This is a genomic window from Enterobacter sp. PTB (genome assembly GCF_051130085.1).
GTDB lineage: Bacteria > Pseudomonadota > Gammaproteobacteria > Enterobacterales > Enterobacteriaceae > Enterobacter > Enterobacter ludwigii.
This window is the reverse complement of sequence record NZ_JBDKEE010000034.1, coordinates 17,427-32,483: the sequence shown is the minus strand read 5'-3', so window position 1 is coordinate 32,483 and position 15,057 is coordinate 17,427. Positions and strand designations below refer to the sequence as shown.

General features: G+C 47.4%; 19 protein-coding genes and 1 pseudogene. 10 read left to right on the top strand and 10 right to left on the bottom strand.

The window, feature by feature from the left end; genetic code table 11:
- From tssC to AAIR21_RS24730, 4 genes are all read right to left on the bottom strand, one after another.
- Positions 1-856 (bottom strand): type VI secretion system contractile sheath large subunit (gene tssC, locus AAIR21_RS24745; protein WP_434682498.1); only part of this gene is annotated, 856 nt, incomplete at its 3' end.
- 28 nt (positions 857-884) lie between these two features.
- Positions 885-1,379, bottom strand: a complete 495-nt coding sequence (gene tssB / locus AAIR21_RS24740) for a type VI secretion system contractile sheath small subunit (protein WP_149330625.1) — start codon at positions 1,377-1,379, stop codon at positions 885-887.
- Between the two features lie 422 nt (positions 1,380-1,801).
- Entirely contained in the window at positions 1,802-2,434 is a 633-nt protein-coding gene (locus tag AAIR21_RS24735) for a helix-turn-helix domain-containing protein (RefSeq protein WP_434682497.1), read from the bottom strand.
- 17 nt (positions 2,435-2,451) lie between these two features.
- Positions 2,452-3,108 (bottom strand): DUF2913 family protein, encoded by a 657-nt coding sequence (locus AAIR21_RS24730; RefSeq protein ID WP_434682496.1) that lies wholly within the window; start codon positions 3,106-3,108, stop codon positions 2,452-2,454.
- Positions 3,109-3,372: 264 nt separating this feature from the next.
- On the opposite strand from AAIR21_RS24730, the gene AAIR21_RS24725 reads away from it, so the two are divergent.
- Complete coding sequence (locus AAIR21_RS24725; protein ID WP_434682495.1) at positions 3,373-3,873, top strand: DUF2165 family protein; 501 nt, start codon at positions 3,373-3,375, stop codon at positions 3,871-3,873.
- A 260-nt stretch (positions 3,874-4,133) separates the two neighbouring features.
- On the opposite strand, the pseudogene AAIR21_RS24720 reads toward AAIR21_RS24725, so the two are convergent.
- Positions 4,134-4,682: pseudogene (locus AAIR21_RS24720) on the bottom strand (tyrosine-type recombinase/integrase); the annotation flags it as partial.
- A gap of 563 nt (positions 4,683-5,245) precedes the next feature.
- Between AAIR21_RS24720 and AAIR21_RS24715 the strand changes: the two are divergent.
- The 3 genes from AAIR21_RS24715 (at position 5,246) to AAIR21_RS24705 (ending at position 6,783) form a co-directional block, all read left to right on the top strand.
- On the top strand, positions 5,246-6,034 hold the full coding sequence (locus tag AAIR21_RS24715) for a DUF3658 domain-containing protein (protein WP_434682494.1): 789 nt from the start codon (positions 5,246-5,248) through the stop codon (positions 6,032-6,034).
- A gap of 84 nt (positions 6,035-6,118) precedes the next feature.
- Complete coding sequence (locus tag AAIR21_RS24710) at positions 6,119-6,382, top strand: hypothetical protein (RefSeq protein WP_149330640.1); 264 nt, start codon at positions 6,119-6,121, stop codon at positions 6,380-6,382.
- Between the two features lie 197 nt (positions 6,383-6,579).
- Positions 6,580-6,783, top strand: a complete 204-nt coding sequence (locus tag AAIR21_RS24705) for an ECs_2282 family putative zinc-binding protein (protein WP_149330641.1) — start codon at positions 6,580-6,582, stop codon at positions 6,781-6,783.
- 81 nt (positions 6,784-6,864) lie between these two features.
- Here AAIR21_RS24705 and AAIR21_RS24700 read toward each other — a convergent pair whose 3' ends face one another.
- The 3 genes from AAIR21_RS24700 to AAIR21_RS24690 form a co-directional block, all read right to left on the bottom strand.
- Positions 6,865-7,425 (bottom strand): DUF3296 domain-containing protein, encoded by a 561-nt coding sequence (locus AAIR21_RS24700; RefSeq protein ID WP_434682493.1) that lies wholly within the window; start codon positions 7,423-7,425, stop codon positions 6,865-6,867.
- Between the two features lie 68 nt (positions 7,426-7,493).
- Positions 7,494-7,913, bottom strand: coding sequence for a putative zinc ribbon protein (locus AAIR21_RS24695; protein WP_434682492.1), 420 nt, complete (start codon positions 7,911-7,913; stop codon positions 7,494-7,496).
- Positions 7,901-8,179 (bottom strand): putative zinc ribbon protein, encoded by a 279-nt coding sequence (locus AAIR21_RS24690; protein ID WP_434682499.1) that lies wholly within the window; start codon positions 8,177-8,179, stop codon positions 7,901-7,903. Before AAIR21_RS24690 ends, AAIR21_RS24695 begins: the two co-directional genes overlap by 13 nt.
- A gap of 283 nt (positions 8,180-8,462) precedes the next feature.
- Between AAIR21_RS24690 and AAIR21_RS24685 the strand changes: the two genes are divergently transcribed.
- The gene (locus tag AAIR21_RS24685; RefSeq protein ID WP_434682491.1) at positions 8,463-10,274 is read left to right on the top strand and encodes a YfjI family protein; all 1,812 of its coding nucleotides are present in this window, start codon (positions 8,463-8,465) and stop codon (positions 10,272-10,274) included.
- Between the two features lie 399 nt (positions 10,275-10,673).
- Here the strand turns inward: AAIR21_RS24685 and AAIR21_RS24680 are convergent, their stop codons facing one another.
- Together AAIR21_RS24680 and AAIR21_RS24675 are read right to left on the bottom strand one after the other, a co-directional pair.
- Entirely contained in the window at positions 10,674-10,898 is a 225-nt protein-coding gene (locus AAIR21_RS24680) for a helix-turn-helix transcriptional regulator (protein ID WP_434682490.1), read from the bottom strand.
- Between the two features lie 323 nt (positions 10,899-11,221).
- Positions 11,222-11,875, bottom strand: a complete 654-nt coding sequence (locus AAIR21_RS24675) for an inovirus Gp2 family protein (protein WP_434682489.1) — start codon at positions 11,873-11,875, stop codon at positions 11,222-11,224.
- A gap of 726 nt (positions 11,876-12,601) precedes the next feature.
- On the opposite strand from AAIR21_RS24675, the gene AAIR21_RS24670 reads away from it, so the two are divergent.
- The 5 genes from AAIR21_RS24670 to AAIR21_RS24650 all read left to right on the top strand — a co-directional run bounded on the left by AAIR21_RS24670 (position 12,602) and on the right by AAIR21_RS24650 (position 15,051).
- Positions 12,602-12,850 carry a DUF905 family protein gene (locus AAIR21_RS24670; protein ID WP_434682488.1) on the top strand — a complete coding sequence of 83 codons (249 nt, stop codon included), beginning with the start codon at positions 12,602-12,604 and terminating at the stop codon, positions 12,848-12,850.
- Between the two features lie 91 nt (positions 12,851-12,941).
- Positions 12,942-13,763: a DUF932 domain-containing protein gene (locus tag AAIR21_RS24665; protein WP_434682487.1), complete on the top strand. Its 822-nt coding sequence runs from the start codon at positions 12,942-12,944 to the stop codon at positions 13,761-13,763.
- 78 nt (positions 13,764-13,841) lie between these two features.
- Entirely contained in the window at positions 13,842-14,318 is a 477-nt protein-coding gene (locus AAIR21_RS24660; protein WP_434682486.1) for an antirestriction protein, read from the top strand.
- 11 nt (positions 14,319-14,329) lie between these two features.
- Positions 14,330-14,809 carry a RadC family protein gene (gene radC / locus AAIR21_RS24655; RefSeq protein WP_434682485.1) on the top strand — a complete coding sequence of 160 codons (480 nt, stop codon included), beginning with the start codon at positions 14,330-14,332 and terminating at the stop codon, positions 14,807-14,809.
- 20 nt (positions 14,810-14,829) lie between these two features.
- Positions 14,830-15,051 (top strand): DUF987 domain-containing protein, encoded by a 222-nt coding sequence (locus AAIR21_RS24650; RefSeq protein WP_434682484.1) that lies wholly within the window; start codon positions 14,830-14,832, stop codon positions 15,049-15,051.
- Positions 15,052-15,057 lie beyond the last annotated feature (6 nt).

Genomic DNA, 15,057 nt, shown 5'->3' with positions numbered 1-15,057 from the left:
CTTCCACGTAGTTGAAGCTGCGTACCGGGACGGTATCCGGGCCATACGGCAGGCGACCCAGCACGCGCGGCATCGTCAGGCCGATGTATCTGGAATCGTCGCTTTCCCTGAAGCTCTTCCATTTGATATACTCCGCGCGATCGAAGAAATTGGTGATATCCTTAATGGCCGCCACCTCTTCAATCGTGTTTTTCAGGAAAAACTTCGGTCCTACCGAGCCAATGAACGGCATATGGGCAGCGGCGGCGACTTTAGATATGTTACGCAGCAGGGCAATATCCTGCGACGAGGCATCAAATTCATAAGCCGAAATCAGCGCCGCAATGGGCTCTCCGCCGGGTTGGTCATATTCCGAGCAATACGCGTGCTGGTATAATCCACTCTGGATAATTTCCGGCGCATCCTCAAAGTCTTCCCGCAAATTGTCCTTCGACAGATCCAGCAACTCTACGCGGATATTTTTTCTGAAATCCGTTTTTCCGACCAGGTGTTCCACGCCGCGCCAGAGGCTTTCCACCTTCTGAAACTCAGGATGGTGGAGGATTTTATCCAGATCCTGGCTGAGCTGACGATCCAATTCGCCGATCATCTGATCCAGCAGGGCTTTATCCAGCTTATCGACTTTTTGCGTACCGGACTGGCGCAGCTGCTCCAGAAAGATGCCCAGAGCGGCGGTCACGCGCTGGCTGGCACCGGCTTCCGCCATGTCGGCTTCATCGCGCCAGGCGCTGATATCGCTGAGCTGGTCAACGGGGGCAAGATTGATTTTTTTGAGTAATGACGCGTAGACCCCGGCAGACTGCTCCTGCTCCAGGACTTCAGCCGTCGCGGCGGCGGTATTCTGTTCTGATGACATGGTAGTGTTCTCGTGCAAATAAGGGTAATCAGATGTCCTGTGGTGCCAGGGCGGCAATTTCAGCGCGGAGTTCGTCGCTCAGAGCGGGGTTGCGCAGGATGTCCAGTAACTCGCGGCGGAAACCTGCGTCATCTAACAGATTGGCCCGGAGGTCTTTCAGCAGATTGCGCATCATTAACATCGCCTGAAGCCGGGGCACCTGGCGGGCTACGTGCTCAGGGGAAAAATCCTTCATATGGCGGAACGTCAGATTAATCTTCTCTTCCGTTTCTTCATCGCCATGGGCATGTTTCACGTCAAAGCTGACTGACGGAGCCAGCTCAGCAATAACCTGCTGCATATTCAGCTTGTTGATATTGATTTTCTGGCGTTCAGAAAGCGGTGCGGTCTCTTTCCCGTTGCTGAAGTCAGCCGCAAGCAGTAGCTTGAGCGGGAGCTCAGTCTGCTTTTGTGCATTGCCGACGTGTACATCCAGTTTCAGGTTTATTCGTGCTTTAGGTATTTCCGACTGATAGCTGCTCATGGCACATCCTTCGCGTTATTTGAGAATGATTAGAGAAGCGCGGATGCTAGGAAAGGGTGAACAGGAAAGCAATTTTTCGGTATTTTTGGCGAACTTAAGCTATGCGTGCGGAATTTCACACCGGGATGGAAACTTCCTTTCATTTCATTAAACGTGACGAATAAAGACCTTGCATAAAGCAACCTGCCGTTGAATGGCATCAGCCTGAAAAGAATAAAAACCAGGCAATTTTCGGGTGTAATTAATCGCATTATCACTTACGGAATCACGTTATGTTTTTGCAACTAAATGTGAATTGCAGTTAATTGTGATCAACGTCAAGTAAATGACTTCATCCGCGACTGGTTTATCGTCATCATCCTGCTCAGACAAAGATGTGGCCGGATTGCATGTTTCTTAGGTACTGGAATATCGGGGGAGAATCAATGACCACTGGAAAGTGTATAAACTGGGATCCGGCGGGTCGTGCCTGTGAGGTTATCGGACACCTCTGTTTCGGATGTTGTGACAGCCATCCCCGATTTGCGTAACCGCAGTACATCGGCGGCGATCCGCTGAATGCCAAACCAGAACAGCCCGTCGAGTGCGGTTACCTGTAGACCGCTTTCCAGCGCCAGCCTGAGCCGTTCGCGTGGTGCTTTCACGTCTTTCGCAATCTGCTGATAAGGCGAGGCCGTTACACCAGTGGGATCCAGACGCCGGATGCGAGTGACCATACGGTACTGAAACTCGTCCGGTATCGCACTGAGATCGGAGCGCAGACTCCAGACGCAGCCAAAGCGCTTCCCGTTAAAGAGCGCCTCTTTCTGACTAAGCTGTAGTTCGTCGCGCAGCCCGGCGATCAACTGGGGCGTACGTATCAGCAGCAGCCGAAAAGGCAGCTCGAAGCTGGTAACGTAATCGACGTTCAGCAGGGCAATGTGCAGACGTTCTGCTGCTCCGGCTTTCAGATGGCGACACTCTTCCAGCACATCCGCCCACTGCCTGGTCAGACGGGGCGTTTCGTCAGTGCATGAAAACTGGTACTTCTCGATCTGGTAGTCAATTCGCCCCACGGTCAATCTCCTCTGTGTTAACAGGTAGCCGCCCGCTCTTCGGGGATGCCCGCCTCTGCTGCTGGCAACAGTGACAGCAAACACCAGCCAGCATGTTGCTCACCCGTCACATAACGCAGCTCCCGTGTATCCAGGACTCCGCTCACAACACGACTGTCACCAACGACGATGAAATCAACCGGCGCGGACTGCTTACCCTCTTCAGTAAAATGGCGCTGCAGTTCGGACTTTCTCACCAGCAGCGCGGATACATCCGCGTATTCGGCGTACAACAATTCAGGAACCCATTCCTCTTCGGTAACCACCGCGTTCACCCAGCCCTGCGCCCTGAGATATTCAATGGCGTGGGTCAGGCGGAATAAATCCGACTGCTGCGCCAGCGGCTCCGTACAGGACTGGTGGAGGTATTCCAGCCGCTTTAACAATCCGGCTGCGGGACCTTTCTGGCGTCCGAGTCGAAGCAGGCTGTCGATGTCGGGTGCCACAGAGCGGGGGAAGCGCCGTTGTTTTTGCGCATCAGCGAGCCAGCGTACTAAAAAGGTGTGAATGGTCAAAGGTGACAGCGCCTGGCCGTCCTGCTGTGCCAGGCGTAAGCCCACCAACGCACACCATGCGAAATGGGCGAGATCGGCGAGGGATTCTTCGGGAGGTAATACGGAGTGATTCTTTTTCATGCGAAGAATTATAACGAGGACACAGCAGTCGGAAAAGCAAACAAGAGATCATGCCCAAAAATAACTTTGGGCTGGGTCCCGGCTTGTGTGTGAACACTCAGCCAATGATAGCTTACACAATAGATACTGACCTAAATGGTTAAGACTGCTTGAGTTCTCCGGCTCCCGTTGGCGAATCAACAGTACTAAGTGTCTGCATCACTGGCTATTTACTGCGACGCCAGCGTTGACAAAACAAAAGGTCATTTTCGAAGGGGGAGGGTGATGGTTTTTTTACAACAATTACTGAAAGGTATACTGGCCGTTTCAGTGGGCGCTTTCGGGCTTCTGGTTGCCGTAGATAACGTTCTGGATTACGACACCAACTGGCAATTTGTTCAACACGTCCTGTCGATGGACAGTATGGAACCCTGGTTTACCGGAAGCACTATTCGTACCCGCGCCATTACCTCGCCATTCTGGCAACAGGCAGGCTACATTACGATTATCATTGGCGAATTTATCACCGGATTGCTGTGTTCTCTCGGGGGACTGGCTCTGTTGTATGGCGCGTTGAGAGAGGCTCAGAATAAAGCTACCACAGGGAAAAAATTGTTTATTGCGGGTTGTATTCCAGCCGTACTGGTCTGGTACACGGGTTTTGCCGTGGCCGGAGGGGAGTATCTTGCCATGTGGGCGAATCAGTGGAACGGGCAAACCAAGGCTTACACATTCATCAGCTTTATTCTGCTGAGTTTACTCTACATCACCCGACCGGAAACTTAATAACGTTTCCTGGAAATGATGACATCAACGATGTTCAATGCGATCTCCCCTAATGAGGAGATCGCGGCAATTTTTTTAATTCACCACGAGCGGTATTATACCGGTTCAGGGGGGGCTCTGGTCAGAGTTTTAAACTGAAGCATTCGTCGCAAGTTGCGAGGTAATAAATTCAGTGCAGACCTGCCCTGAGCAATAATTGTTCTCATCACACGGGAGATAATAGCCCCGTATCGCTCATTCTCCTCGCTCACAACCGCCAGGCGCTGCTTTTTCCAGGTCTGTGCAAAACGAGCTGCATTTCCTGCCGTGTAATGCACCGTGTGCCGAATGTTACGATGTCCCAGGTAGTCCTGGATTAACCGGGTATCCATCCCCTGTTCGGCGAGCTCGTAGCCGCAGGCATGACGCAGCATGTGAGGGTGAACCCGCACCGCCAGCCCGGCCAGCAATCCATAGTGCCGTAATAGCTTATACAGATACTGACGGGTCAGATGTTTTCCCTTTGCGTTCGGAAAAAGCCATCCTTCGCCCGACGGCGGTCTGCGACTCATCCACTCCCCCAGGAGTTGTCGCTCTTCCGGCTGGAGCGGATGCACGGTACTGAATCCATTCTTCAGCCGCCGGATAAAAATCGTCCCGCCCGCTAAATCGATATCCCGGACGGTCAGACCGAGCAGTTCGCTGATCCGCAGCCCATGATAGAAACACATCATGATCATGCAGCGATCCCGCAGTCCATTTTTTTCACCTTCCGTCGCCCGCAGTATTTGTTCTGTTTCGTGCTGCGTCAGATAGAGCCTGCTTTTCACAATGCTATTCCACCATTAATAATATTTTTATTATTTGTTTAGCTGATGTTTATCATTGTTAACTGAAGTTAAACTTAACCAACAGGTATGACCTGTGATTTTTTTGTTAACTGTGCGGTGGGTAAAAGATTGATGCAAAAGATGAAAACGTCGTGCTATCGCGAAACCGGGAGTGCCAGGTGGCTGATCAGCGATAACGGTAGCTTGCTGTTTGAGCAGAATTTGACAATCGCCAGACCCGTGCTGACGCTTAAAAAGCGACGTTAAGACAATCGCATCCTGATGATTATTGCTTCAGCATTTTCCTTTGCCCGTGTCTGCGGGCATTTTTTATGTTGCTGTGACGGTCTCCCCAGGAGATTAACCTGCGATTTCGTCAGATCACCAGGTCGGTCTCTGGATTGGCCCCGCCATCCGGTACACTTTGACGATAATGGCGTGAGCCAATATAACGCCTAACGACAGCAGACTCTGGAGCCAACCGGCGCGAGTAGCGGCCAGGTGACGGCACGTTTGATGATTTGAGTCCAGCACACAACAACACGATTTCAGAGGAACGCCAAATGAAGACTCATATCCGACACGTATGCCAGGCAGGCTCGGCCCTGATACGTCTCGAATCGCTGTTTGATGCCGATATCAGGGATATCGGCGACGACTGCAGTATCGGTCCATTAACGGATGTCGATACTGCATCTCCGCTTCAGCGCATCGCTTTCTGGCATGATTTCTTTACGCTGAGCTATGGTGATGCAGGAACGGACTGGACCGCCTCTTTTCAGGGCGTACATCAGCGGCTTTACTCCCTGGGGGAAGGAGCGGATGAAATCGTCATCTGGTCGGGGACACATCCCGCCGAACAACTGCTTCGCCGCCGTATTTACTGGTGGTTGCAGGACAAAACCATAAAAGTGACTGAAGTACTGGTCGATTCTGACGATCTGGAAAATCCCGAAGGGAGACACTACGCCGCGGTGGCACAGATCTCCACCGAACGACTTAAGCTGCGTTTTGCTGAGCGTCAGATCGCAACCCCCGCTCTTCGCCGCCAGTTGGCTGATGAGTGGGTCGAACTGCGCGACCATGGCGTTGGTATACGCCTTATCAAAAATAACCGGCTGACGGAACATCCCATCGGGTATTTCGACACCCGACTGTTATCGATTGTCGGCAAGCAGCCAACCAGACTGGCTCACGCTATCGGGCAGGCAATGTCGGAAACGGGAATGACTGATACGTTCTGCAAATGGCGTTATATCACGCTGGTACAACGTGGTGAACTGGTGCTGATATCGGGCAATCTTCACGACGGATCCGACGCTGCAATAATTGGCAAACCTCGTGGGAAATGAAATAACAGCAACACACCTGGCAACTGATATTGCACCGCTCCCGACAAGAGGCTATCGGCTGATCCCCACAAAACAGGAAACGCTATGCGTCAATTATCCATCGCACTGATTGCATTGTTTTTCGGATTCACCGCTATTGCAGCAGATTCAACGAACAGCGTGAACACAGCCGCTCCGACACAACCCCCTCTTGTATTCGGACCGGGGCCCGTGATCAACCCGGAGAATTCTCAGTACATGGAGAACAAAACCGCACAGGAGAAAGCTCAGCAGGAACCCGCGCCACAGCCACCTAATCGTCACCCACGATTGCATCATGGGCTGATCCCACCATCCCAAAATCAGTAACAGGCGTAGAAGTACAGATGATAGCGATCTTTTTCTCGCTTTCCAGCCAACCGCATGTCGTACTTTTTTCGCCTGCGATGTGACCACTTCAACACATCGACGTTGCTTCGGGACAGGGGCTGATAAGCCTTGCGACATTGACGCTGTCGTTGCTACGGTCTGGCAAATACCCCCCTCGTTCAAAAAGGTCAACAATAATGAGTCACATTCCCTTTAAGTGCCCTGGCTGCAACCACGATCTCACCGTACACAGCGGGACAGAAATCAGCGATGTGGATGATGTTACCGGCACCACTTGCGCTAACTGTGGTCGCACTATCCACAAGGATGACCTTATCCAGCAAGCCCGTGAACATGCTGCGATACTCGTCAGAAATATTCTCGGAAAACACTTCAGATAGATGGTGAAGCTTTTCTGGTGGCTTCTGATCACCACCGCCAGTCTCTGCAAACCCGCTCACCGGCTGCTAAAAATGTACGTGTTAACCCACTATCCCCGTCCGCGCTGTCGCTACGGGTTCCTGCATCGTCTGTACCTGTACTTTTAGCTGGTTAAAGGACGTCATGAAGGTTCCCCGGCCTGAGCGATTGAGAATAATCGGCGTGATGTTCGTTACGCCATTGCGTTCCACGCCAGTGACCGTCAGCCACGCGTCGTTGAGAATTTCGCTTACCGCCTGCTGAGTGCTTTCAATAAGTTGACCGTGGCTCACTGCCCCCAGCGTATCAGAATTGAGCAGCAGTACCATTTTGCATTCTGATGTGCAGACTGATTCCCATATCCAGCGTAACAACGTGGGCGGTGATTGATGACGAGCCTGCTGGCGCTGCCACGAATATTCGCCAATCTGCTGCCAGACTTCGGTGTGAAAACGCAGAATCAATGACCGGTAATCGGCCACGCTCTCGCGGTACGGTAATCCCAGTGTAAAGCTGAACGCCGCCAGTCGTGGGTAATGGTCAATGGCCTGTTGTAAAAACATACGAATGGTGGTCGGTGTGCTACTGTCAGCACCAGCAATCTCAGAACAAGAATGATTCACGATGAAGGTTCTCTTTTGTAGATTCAGTTTACACGGTAACTATCTGATACAGGAGGCGAGTGCAGGACTTATCCGGGGAGTGTGTTGCAGCAGTAATTCATCCGCCAGTGCGCTTCTTCGATGCTGTAAATGCCGGTCAGGCACTGGGCACAATACTTCACGCCCTGATAATGACTACCACACCACGCGCAGTACCAGGCAAGTGACATCACCGGCGCATCCAGACCACCGATGATGCGGCGCAGTTTCCTGCGACGGGCTTCAGCTTTGACCTCCGGATCCAGATGCGCACAGTTCATCAGCACATGTTCAGCCACTGTCTGCTGGTCGTGCTCAAACCAGGGTTTCTCACCAAAGCCCGTCAGCAGGTACAGCACGCAGCCACAGGACGCACAGGTCCATACGCCGCCTGGCGCTCTCGCGGCATCATCCGCCGTCACAAAGCGACCTGAGGTATCATTCGCGAGATAGCATTTCAGTATGCGCATACCGTCACCTCCGGTGTGCTGCCAGTCACATCAGTACGTTCATGACTGTATTCACCCGTTCTGCAGGTCAGGCAATAACGTTCACCGTGGTAATCGCTGTCGCAGCCAGAACAGTGCCAGTCGGCGCGGTAAACCAGCGGACGGACATCCGGTACATGCCATTGCAGTTGCCGGATATGGTGGGTTTCTTTCGCCTCCGGTTTGACATACGGGCAGTGCTGTCGCCCGTTCTCCGTCAGCATGTCGTGCCGGTGTTCAAACCACAGGCGTTCCGTTTGATATTCAGGGTGGTATTGCAGTGCACAGATGGCAGGTGTAGCGGTATTAGATGCTATTTAGCTTCCTGCTGAAAAAACGATTATCAGATTTTATCGCTAAACGAGCATAGAGCCTGCTCGTGTATATCAGAAAAAAAAGTATAAACATGTTAGCAGACGAACCTGGCGATTAACAGATATGGGTTGTTACAATTAGAGTCTTGTAGATTAGCTTGCTTTAACTCGTAATTAATTGCCAATAAAAATTTTGACATAAAATATAGGGTGTTATATGTCCAACTTAGATTTCAAAAAACATAATATCGAATTGGCTCAACAGCTCTTCAGGCCTTCAAACAAGGACAAGGACAATAGTCAGCAGCATGATCAATATGTTGAAAGCGATAACTTGTCAGAAATTTCAGAAGATGCAAAACGCAGCAATGATCAGCCTTTCAGGCAAGTCCCATTTCCTGCAAAAGATCAAAGCATCCCGATTAATAGCTTAACTGCATATTCACATCAAATCATTGCGACCCCTTGTATAAACTATGTTATCCGTAAAAATGCAGAACAATCAGAACCATATCCGGTATCAGCATTTCCCCCAAGTTTGCAACGTGTTATTAGGTATGTACATGATGAAACAAAAGCTTCTGATGCGCTGATTGGAAGTGTCGTGCTGACGGCTATATCCCTTGCTTGCCAGCGATTTATCCAGGTTGATGTACCTCGATATGGGCCCTGTAACTGCTCACTTTATCTGCTAACAATTTCTGATTCTGGAGAGGGAAAAGGTGCTGTAACAAAAAAAATCATGTCTCCATTTATCATCGCGGATAAAGAAATGGAGAGTAAATATGAATCTGAAAATCAAAAATATGATCTGCAAATTGAAATAAATAAAATCATAAAAAAAGAATTAAAAGGAACAATTACAAAAAAAAGAAGAATGAACGAGTGTTATGATGCTGAATCTAAAGAGCTTGAGGATATGCTTATTTATGAAAAGAAAAAGCCTGTCCGTAACAGAGTGTTCTATGGTAACGCAGATGCAACAATCTCCGGAATTCAAGATTACTTAGCTCAAAGTAGTAAAAGCGCTGGTTTAATATATAATGAGGCTGTTTTATTCTTTAATGCTAAAGCAAAACATTCTTTTGGTTTCTTGACAACTATGTGGGATGGAAGCGACGCTGAAATCATTCGCAAGAACTCCCATACATTAATAACTGACACAAAACTCACCATGTCTTTAATGATACAAAGTCACGTGTGGGAATCTTATTTATCAAGAAACTCAGTGGAGGCTCGTTCCTCCGGATTCCTGGCTCGTTTTTTAATATCAAAACCAGAACCAACCGCAGGTTCCAGATTTGATAATGGGGTCGCTAGCGATCCAGTTGCGCTACATGAGTTTCATGCCAGAATAAGTCATTTACTAAATGAACAAACACAGCATTCTGATATAATAACGTTAAAGCTTTCAGACGAGTCCGTCCGTAAAATGTTAGATTATAAAAATAACATTGAAAGTAGACTTGCTCCTGATGGAGAACTTAAAGGTATAACTGACTTTGCTTCAAGACACATAGAAAATATTTACCGCACAGCTGCTCTCTTGCATTTTTTTTGCCATCGGTCGGATGGGGAAATAATTTCAGATGTAGTAATTGAGCAGGCTTGTGAAATTAACACATATTATTTATCTCAGACAAAGATGATACCCTCTTTAAATATAAAAACACCAAGAGATGATGCCAATGATCTTCTTGGGTGGATGGCTAAAATGCCTACCGGGCATGTATTCACATTGTCTGACTTACGAAACAACGCAATCCCGACATCATTGAGAAATAAAGATAGAATCATGCTCGCACTTGAAAGACTTAATAAAGAAGGAGTCATTTCAACCTTCGAGTCTATTAATGGAAAAAACGGAAAGAAAGGAACGAACATTTACATAAACAAAAATGTAAATATACACTACGAACAGCAAGGTAGTATCAGCACTGCTACAGAAAGAAAACTAACAACCAATTCTGAAGAACAAGACAGCTGCCTACAATGGATAACAGACAACATCAACATGTATAAAAAATAGCCAAAAAAAAGCCAATTGACAACAAATCTCATACCAAAACGCAACATTTCAATATTAACCAAAAAATTTTTCGCCTATGAATGAAGGATGAACCCCACATAAAAACCAATCACAAAACACGAAAACACGTACAATCAGTGCTGAACAGCACTGATTGTACGGCACTTTAGGCACTAAAAGCCTTTTCGTTAATGATGGCTGTATTTACAAGGGATGTAGATTAGTTTGCATTTGTTGCTCTCTCTCATTTCACTCAACAAGACATTATTGTGATAAAGAAAATGACTCATAACGAAGCTCAAACGATTTATTAAAATAAATGCATCATATCGGTTTGTATAACTTTCTAAATGATGTTGAGAGAAATGAAAATATCAAACCGCCCCTTTTTAATTCTCGTTATTCACCACGGGACTCAACAATACGCTTCTGGACCCATGCTTCAATTTCACTTTTAAACCAGCGAGAGCTACGACCCATTTTGACAGGCTTAGGGAATAATCCGTCTTTAATTAACTTGTAGAACCACTTATCAGATAACCCAGTAAATTTAACAATGTCTTTCATATCCATCATGCTATCGTTAACCAGGTCAATTTTGTTCAGGGCATTCAGTTCGCTCATGGTAATAATCTCTCTTTAATGAATAAGGGAGACAGGAACAGGCGTTACTATCGTAATTAAGGTAATCATCTGTTCTCTGCCATAAGCTGGTTGTTACAGTAATGAATTACCTGAACAGTTTTTACTCTGTGATAACTATCCGCATTAAATTGATTATTGATATAAATCTTCAGGCAGGCAATATAACGAAGCGTATCGCATCCTGAGCTTTTATTTAATTATAACCATGCATCTATCGATATTTTTAATTAACCCTCTCATAACGCGTTACACAGCCATTTAAGGGGGTTATATTAATCACATAACAACTCAACTTGGATTATTCACTGGCTACAACCAAAATTACGCTCATTATCTCCATGAAACTTGGTTTTAACTTTTGCCATGTAGCTGCTGGCATAAATAAGATTTTTATATACCTCACCAGATTTTCCATCTTTGGCATACACATAGAAGCATCCTTTTCTTGGAAAATGAACGAGGTGTCTATAGTCAGGGTAGTTAAGTCTTAAAGCACTCATCCATGCCTGATGAATGAATGTCAGTAATGTGCCTTTATCTTCGTTAAAGTTACCCACGTAGTTAAAGGTGTCTTTATTGAGCAGTAACAGTACGTGATAATGTTTTCGTGATGAGTCAGAAGTAAACTCTCTTACCCATACAAAATGCACTGTTGTTTCATGAACTCTTATACCTGCTTTTTTCTTAGCTTTGATACAGGCTTTTATTTTTGCTTTCAGGGAGGCTATAAATCTTGATATGACATAAGAATCTGTATCTGCAAAAATGACTTCATCGTATTTCATATTGTCAGGGTCAAGTAATGGTGCATGAAGGTCGATTCTGAGTGCCGTTATTCTTGCATGTGTTGCCAGTGCTTTATCTATTGTTTCTTCAATTCGTTGCAGGTGATACAGGTTAAAGGGGGCATACGACTCCATATACTTATATGTATTAATACTTTCACTTTCACTCATGATTTTTCCCTTAGGGGTATTCATACCCTTAAAACGTTAACATTTACATTATACAAAAGGCATTATCAATAACACAATAAAACATATCACCATCAATACATTATAAAAACACATCATGTTAACCTCACAGTTATTACACCCACGTTAATTACTCATTGAAGCATTATCAGAATATATTTCAGTGAGTAATGCAATACACATTAGACTTCCTGTGTTAAGATATTCTTAGCTTTAAATAAAACATAAAACATGTATTACACACTAAACATTACATTTAGCTGTTCCGTATATGAGTATTACATATACACCATTGCACACAGCCATTAAATAAGTATATTAAAAGATCTTTCATAATAATAACAATAAATATGTAATGCATTATTCAATGTATTAGCCCGTAATATACTTCCGTGTGTTGTGTAATATATAAGTCATTTATGTAACACATAATAGACATACCGACACAGTAGAATCACAAATACACAAAATAACAATAGAAGAAGAAAATTAAAATAACTCACAGAATAACAACAAATAACATGGTAAAATCACCCTCGAGTTATCCCTATATAATAGGTAATCAATTAAACTTTTAACTTACAGATTTTTTTAGACCTATATCACCTCAATGTAATACTAAAACGTATTCTCATTAAACGTTTCGTATTCGTTTCATACCCCATAGTCTGCCCCCTTCAGGCTATGCTCATTAACTCTCCCCCTTAAATGATGACTAACGAAAATCAACTTCTTTTACTGGATACGTTCACCCACCTACAGGCAGAAAACATAGTGAGCCAGTACAGTAATGTCACTATCGAAGATGACCAGCACACCCATTTTCGGCTGGTCATTCGCGACCACAACGGTCAGTTGATCTGGCGAGCGTGGAATTTTGAAGACAATGCCAGGGAGTGGTTTAACCGCTACCTGCTCAGCCACGGTATACCAAAAAACACATTTACCAGAAATTAATCCCACCCGCAACCACGCCAACAGGCCATGTTCCCTTTGGGGCGCATGGCCTTTTTGTTTATGCCGTTAAATCAACCATAAGGAATTAACCATGAGACTAGCCAGCCGCTTTGGCCGTATTAACCAGATACGTCGTGACCGTCCATTAACTCATGATGAGTTATTTGCTCATGTACCCAGTATTTTTAGTCAAGATAAGCACGGATCCCGCTCTGACCAATATAGCTATATACCCACCATCACCCTGCTCGAAAACCTGCAACGTGAGGGTTTTCAGCCATTCTTTGCCTGCCAGTCACGGGTTCGTGACCCTGATCGTCGGGAGCATACCAAACACCTGCTCCGCTTACGTCGTGCTGGTCAGATAAACGGTCAGCATGTGCCTGAAATTATTATTCTTAATTCTCATGATGGAGCGTCGAGTTTTCAATTATTGCCGGGGTACTTCCGCCAGGTATGCACGAATTCACTCGTCTGTGGACAGTCGTTTGGCGAAATCAAAGTTCCGCACCGGGGCAATATCGCTGAGAAAGTAATTGAAGGCGCTTACGAAGTACTTGGCGTCTTTGACCGGGTGGAAGAGAAGCGTGACGCCATGCAGTCGTTACAGCTACCACCACCAGCCCAACACGCCCTGGCGGATGCCGCACTGACGTACCGTTTTGGCGAAGAGCATCAACCTGTCACCACAACACAGATACTGACGCCGAGACGGTATGAGGACCGGCAGGACGACCTGTGGACAACGTACCAGCGCATTCAGGAGTCTTTGCTCAAAGGTGGCCTTCCCGGACGTAACGCGAAAGGCAAACGTACCCACACCCGTGCCGTTAACGGTATTGACGGTGACATTAAATTAAACAGAGCGCTCTGGGTGATGACCGAGAACATGATGGATTTACTCGGTAAATAACCACGCACACCACGTCGCCAGAATCAATCTCCAGCTTTTATCACCATTCAACTTATTCATACATAAGGAAAATTCAACATGACCAATAGCACACAACCGCTGTTTACCCCAAACAAACCCGTTTCTGTTGCGGCTCAACATCAAATTACAGCAACACTGGTAACCGATGAAAACCGAATCAGCTTCTGGCCGCAGCACTTCGGCAGCATACCGCAGTGGATAATCCTTGAGCCGACTGTTTTCGCCTGGATGGACCGCTTCTGTGCAGACTACAGCGGCGGCATCTGGAATTTTTACACGCTGAGCAACGGCGGTGCCTTTATGGCCCCGGAAGATGACGACAATACCAATGAACAATGGTCCCTGTTTAACACCATGAACGGTAACGGCGGTGAGCTCAGCAGCGAGGCCGCTGGAATAGCCGTCTGTCTGATGACGTACAGCCACCACGCCATGCGCACCGAATGCGACGCCATGACGGCGCACTATTACCGCCTGCGGGACTACGCGCTCAGTCACCCCGAATGCAGCGCCATCATGCACATCATCGACTGAGGTCAGCCGCCATGAAACAACAGTTACCGCTGTTTGCCCGTGAATTAGCCCCTGCCGACCAGCAGACGGTCAGGGAGGCATTAACCCTGCTGGAATGCCAGCTACGCGAACCCGGCGCGTCATTTACTTCAAGCAATGCCGTCCGCGACTGGCTGCGCCTGCATCTCGCCTCTCTGGAGAGGGAAGCTCTTTCCGTTCTGTGGCTCGACAATCAGCATCGCCTGATAGCCCACGACACGCTGTTCCTCGGAACAATCAACACCATCACTGTTCATCCGCGCGAGGTCGTAAAGGCCGGTCTGAAGCATAATGCCGCCGCTGCGGTACTTTCACATAACCATCCTTCCGGCCATGCCGAACCCAGTCATGCCGATCGACAGCTCACAGGGCAACTTAAAACAGCGCTGGGTCTGGTCGAAATACGATTACTCGACCATCTGGTCGTGGGGGGAATGGATATTATCTCGTTTTCCGAACGTGGCTGGCTGTAGCACAACAGGAAAATAACCCGATGAAAATTATCAGCAAACGTCAGGCGATGACGATATATCGCCAGCACCCGCAGTCCCGGCTGTTTCGCTTCTGCACCGGCAAATACACATGGTCCGGCAGCGTCTGCCACTATGCCGGGCGGGAGGTGCAGGATATCCGCGGCGTGCTCGCGGTCTTCGCAGAACGCCGTCAGGACCGCAACGGTCCGTATGTCGTGTTGCGCAGCGTCACGCTCAATTGAATAAAG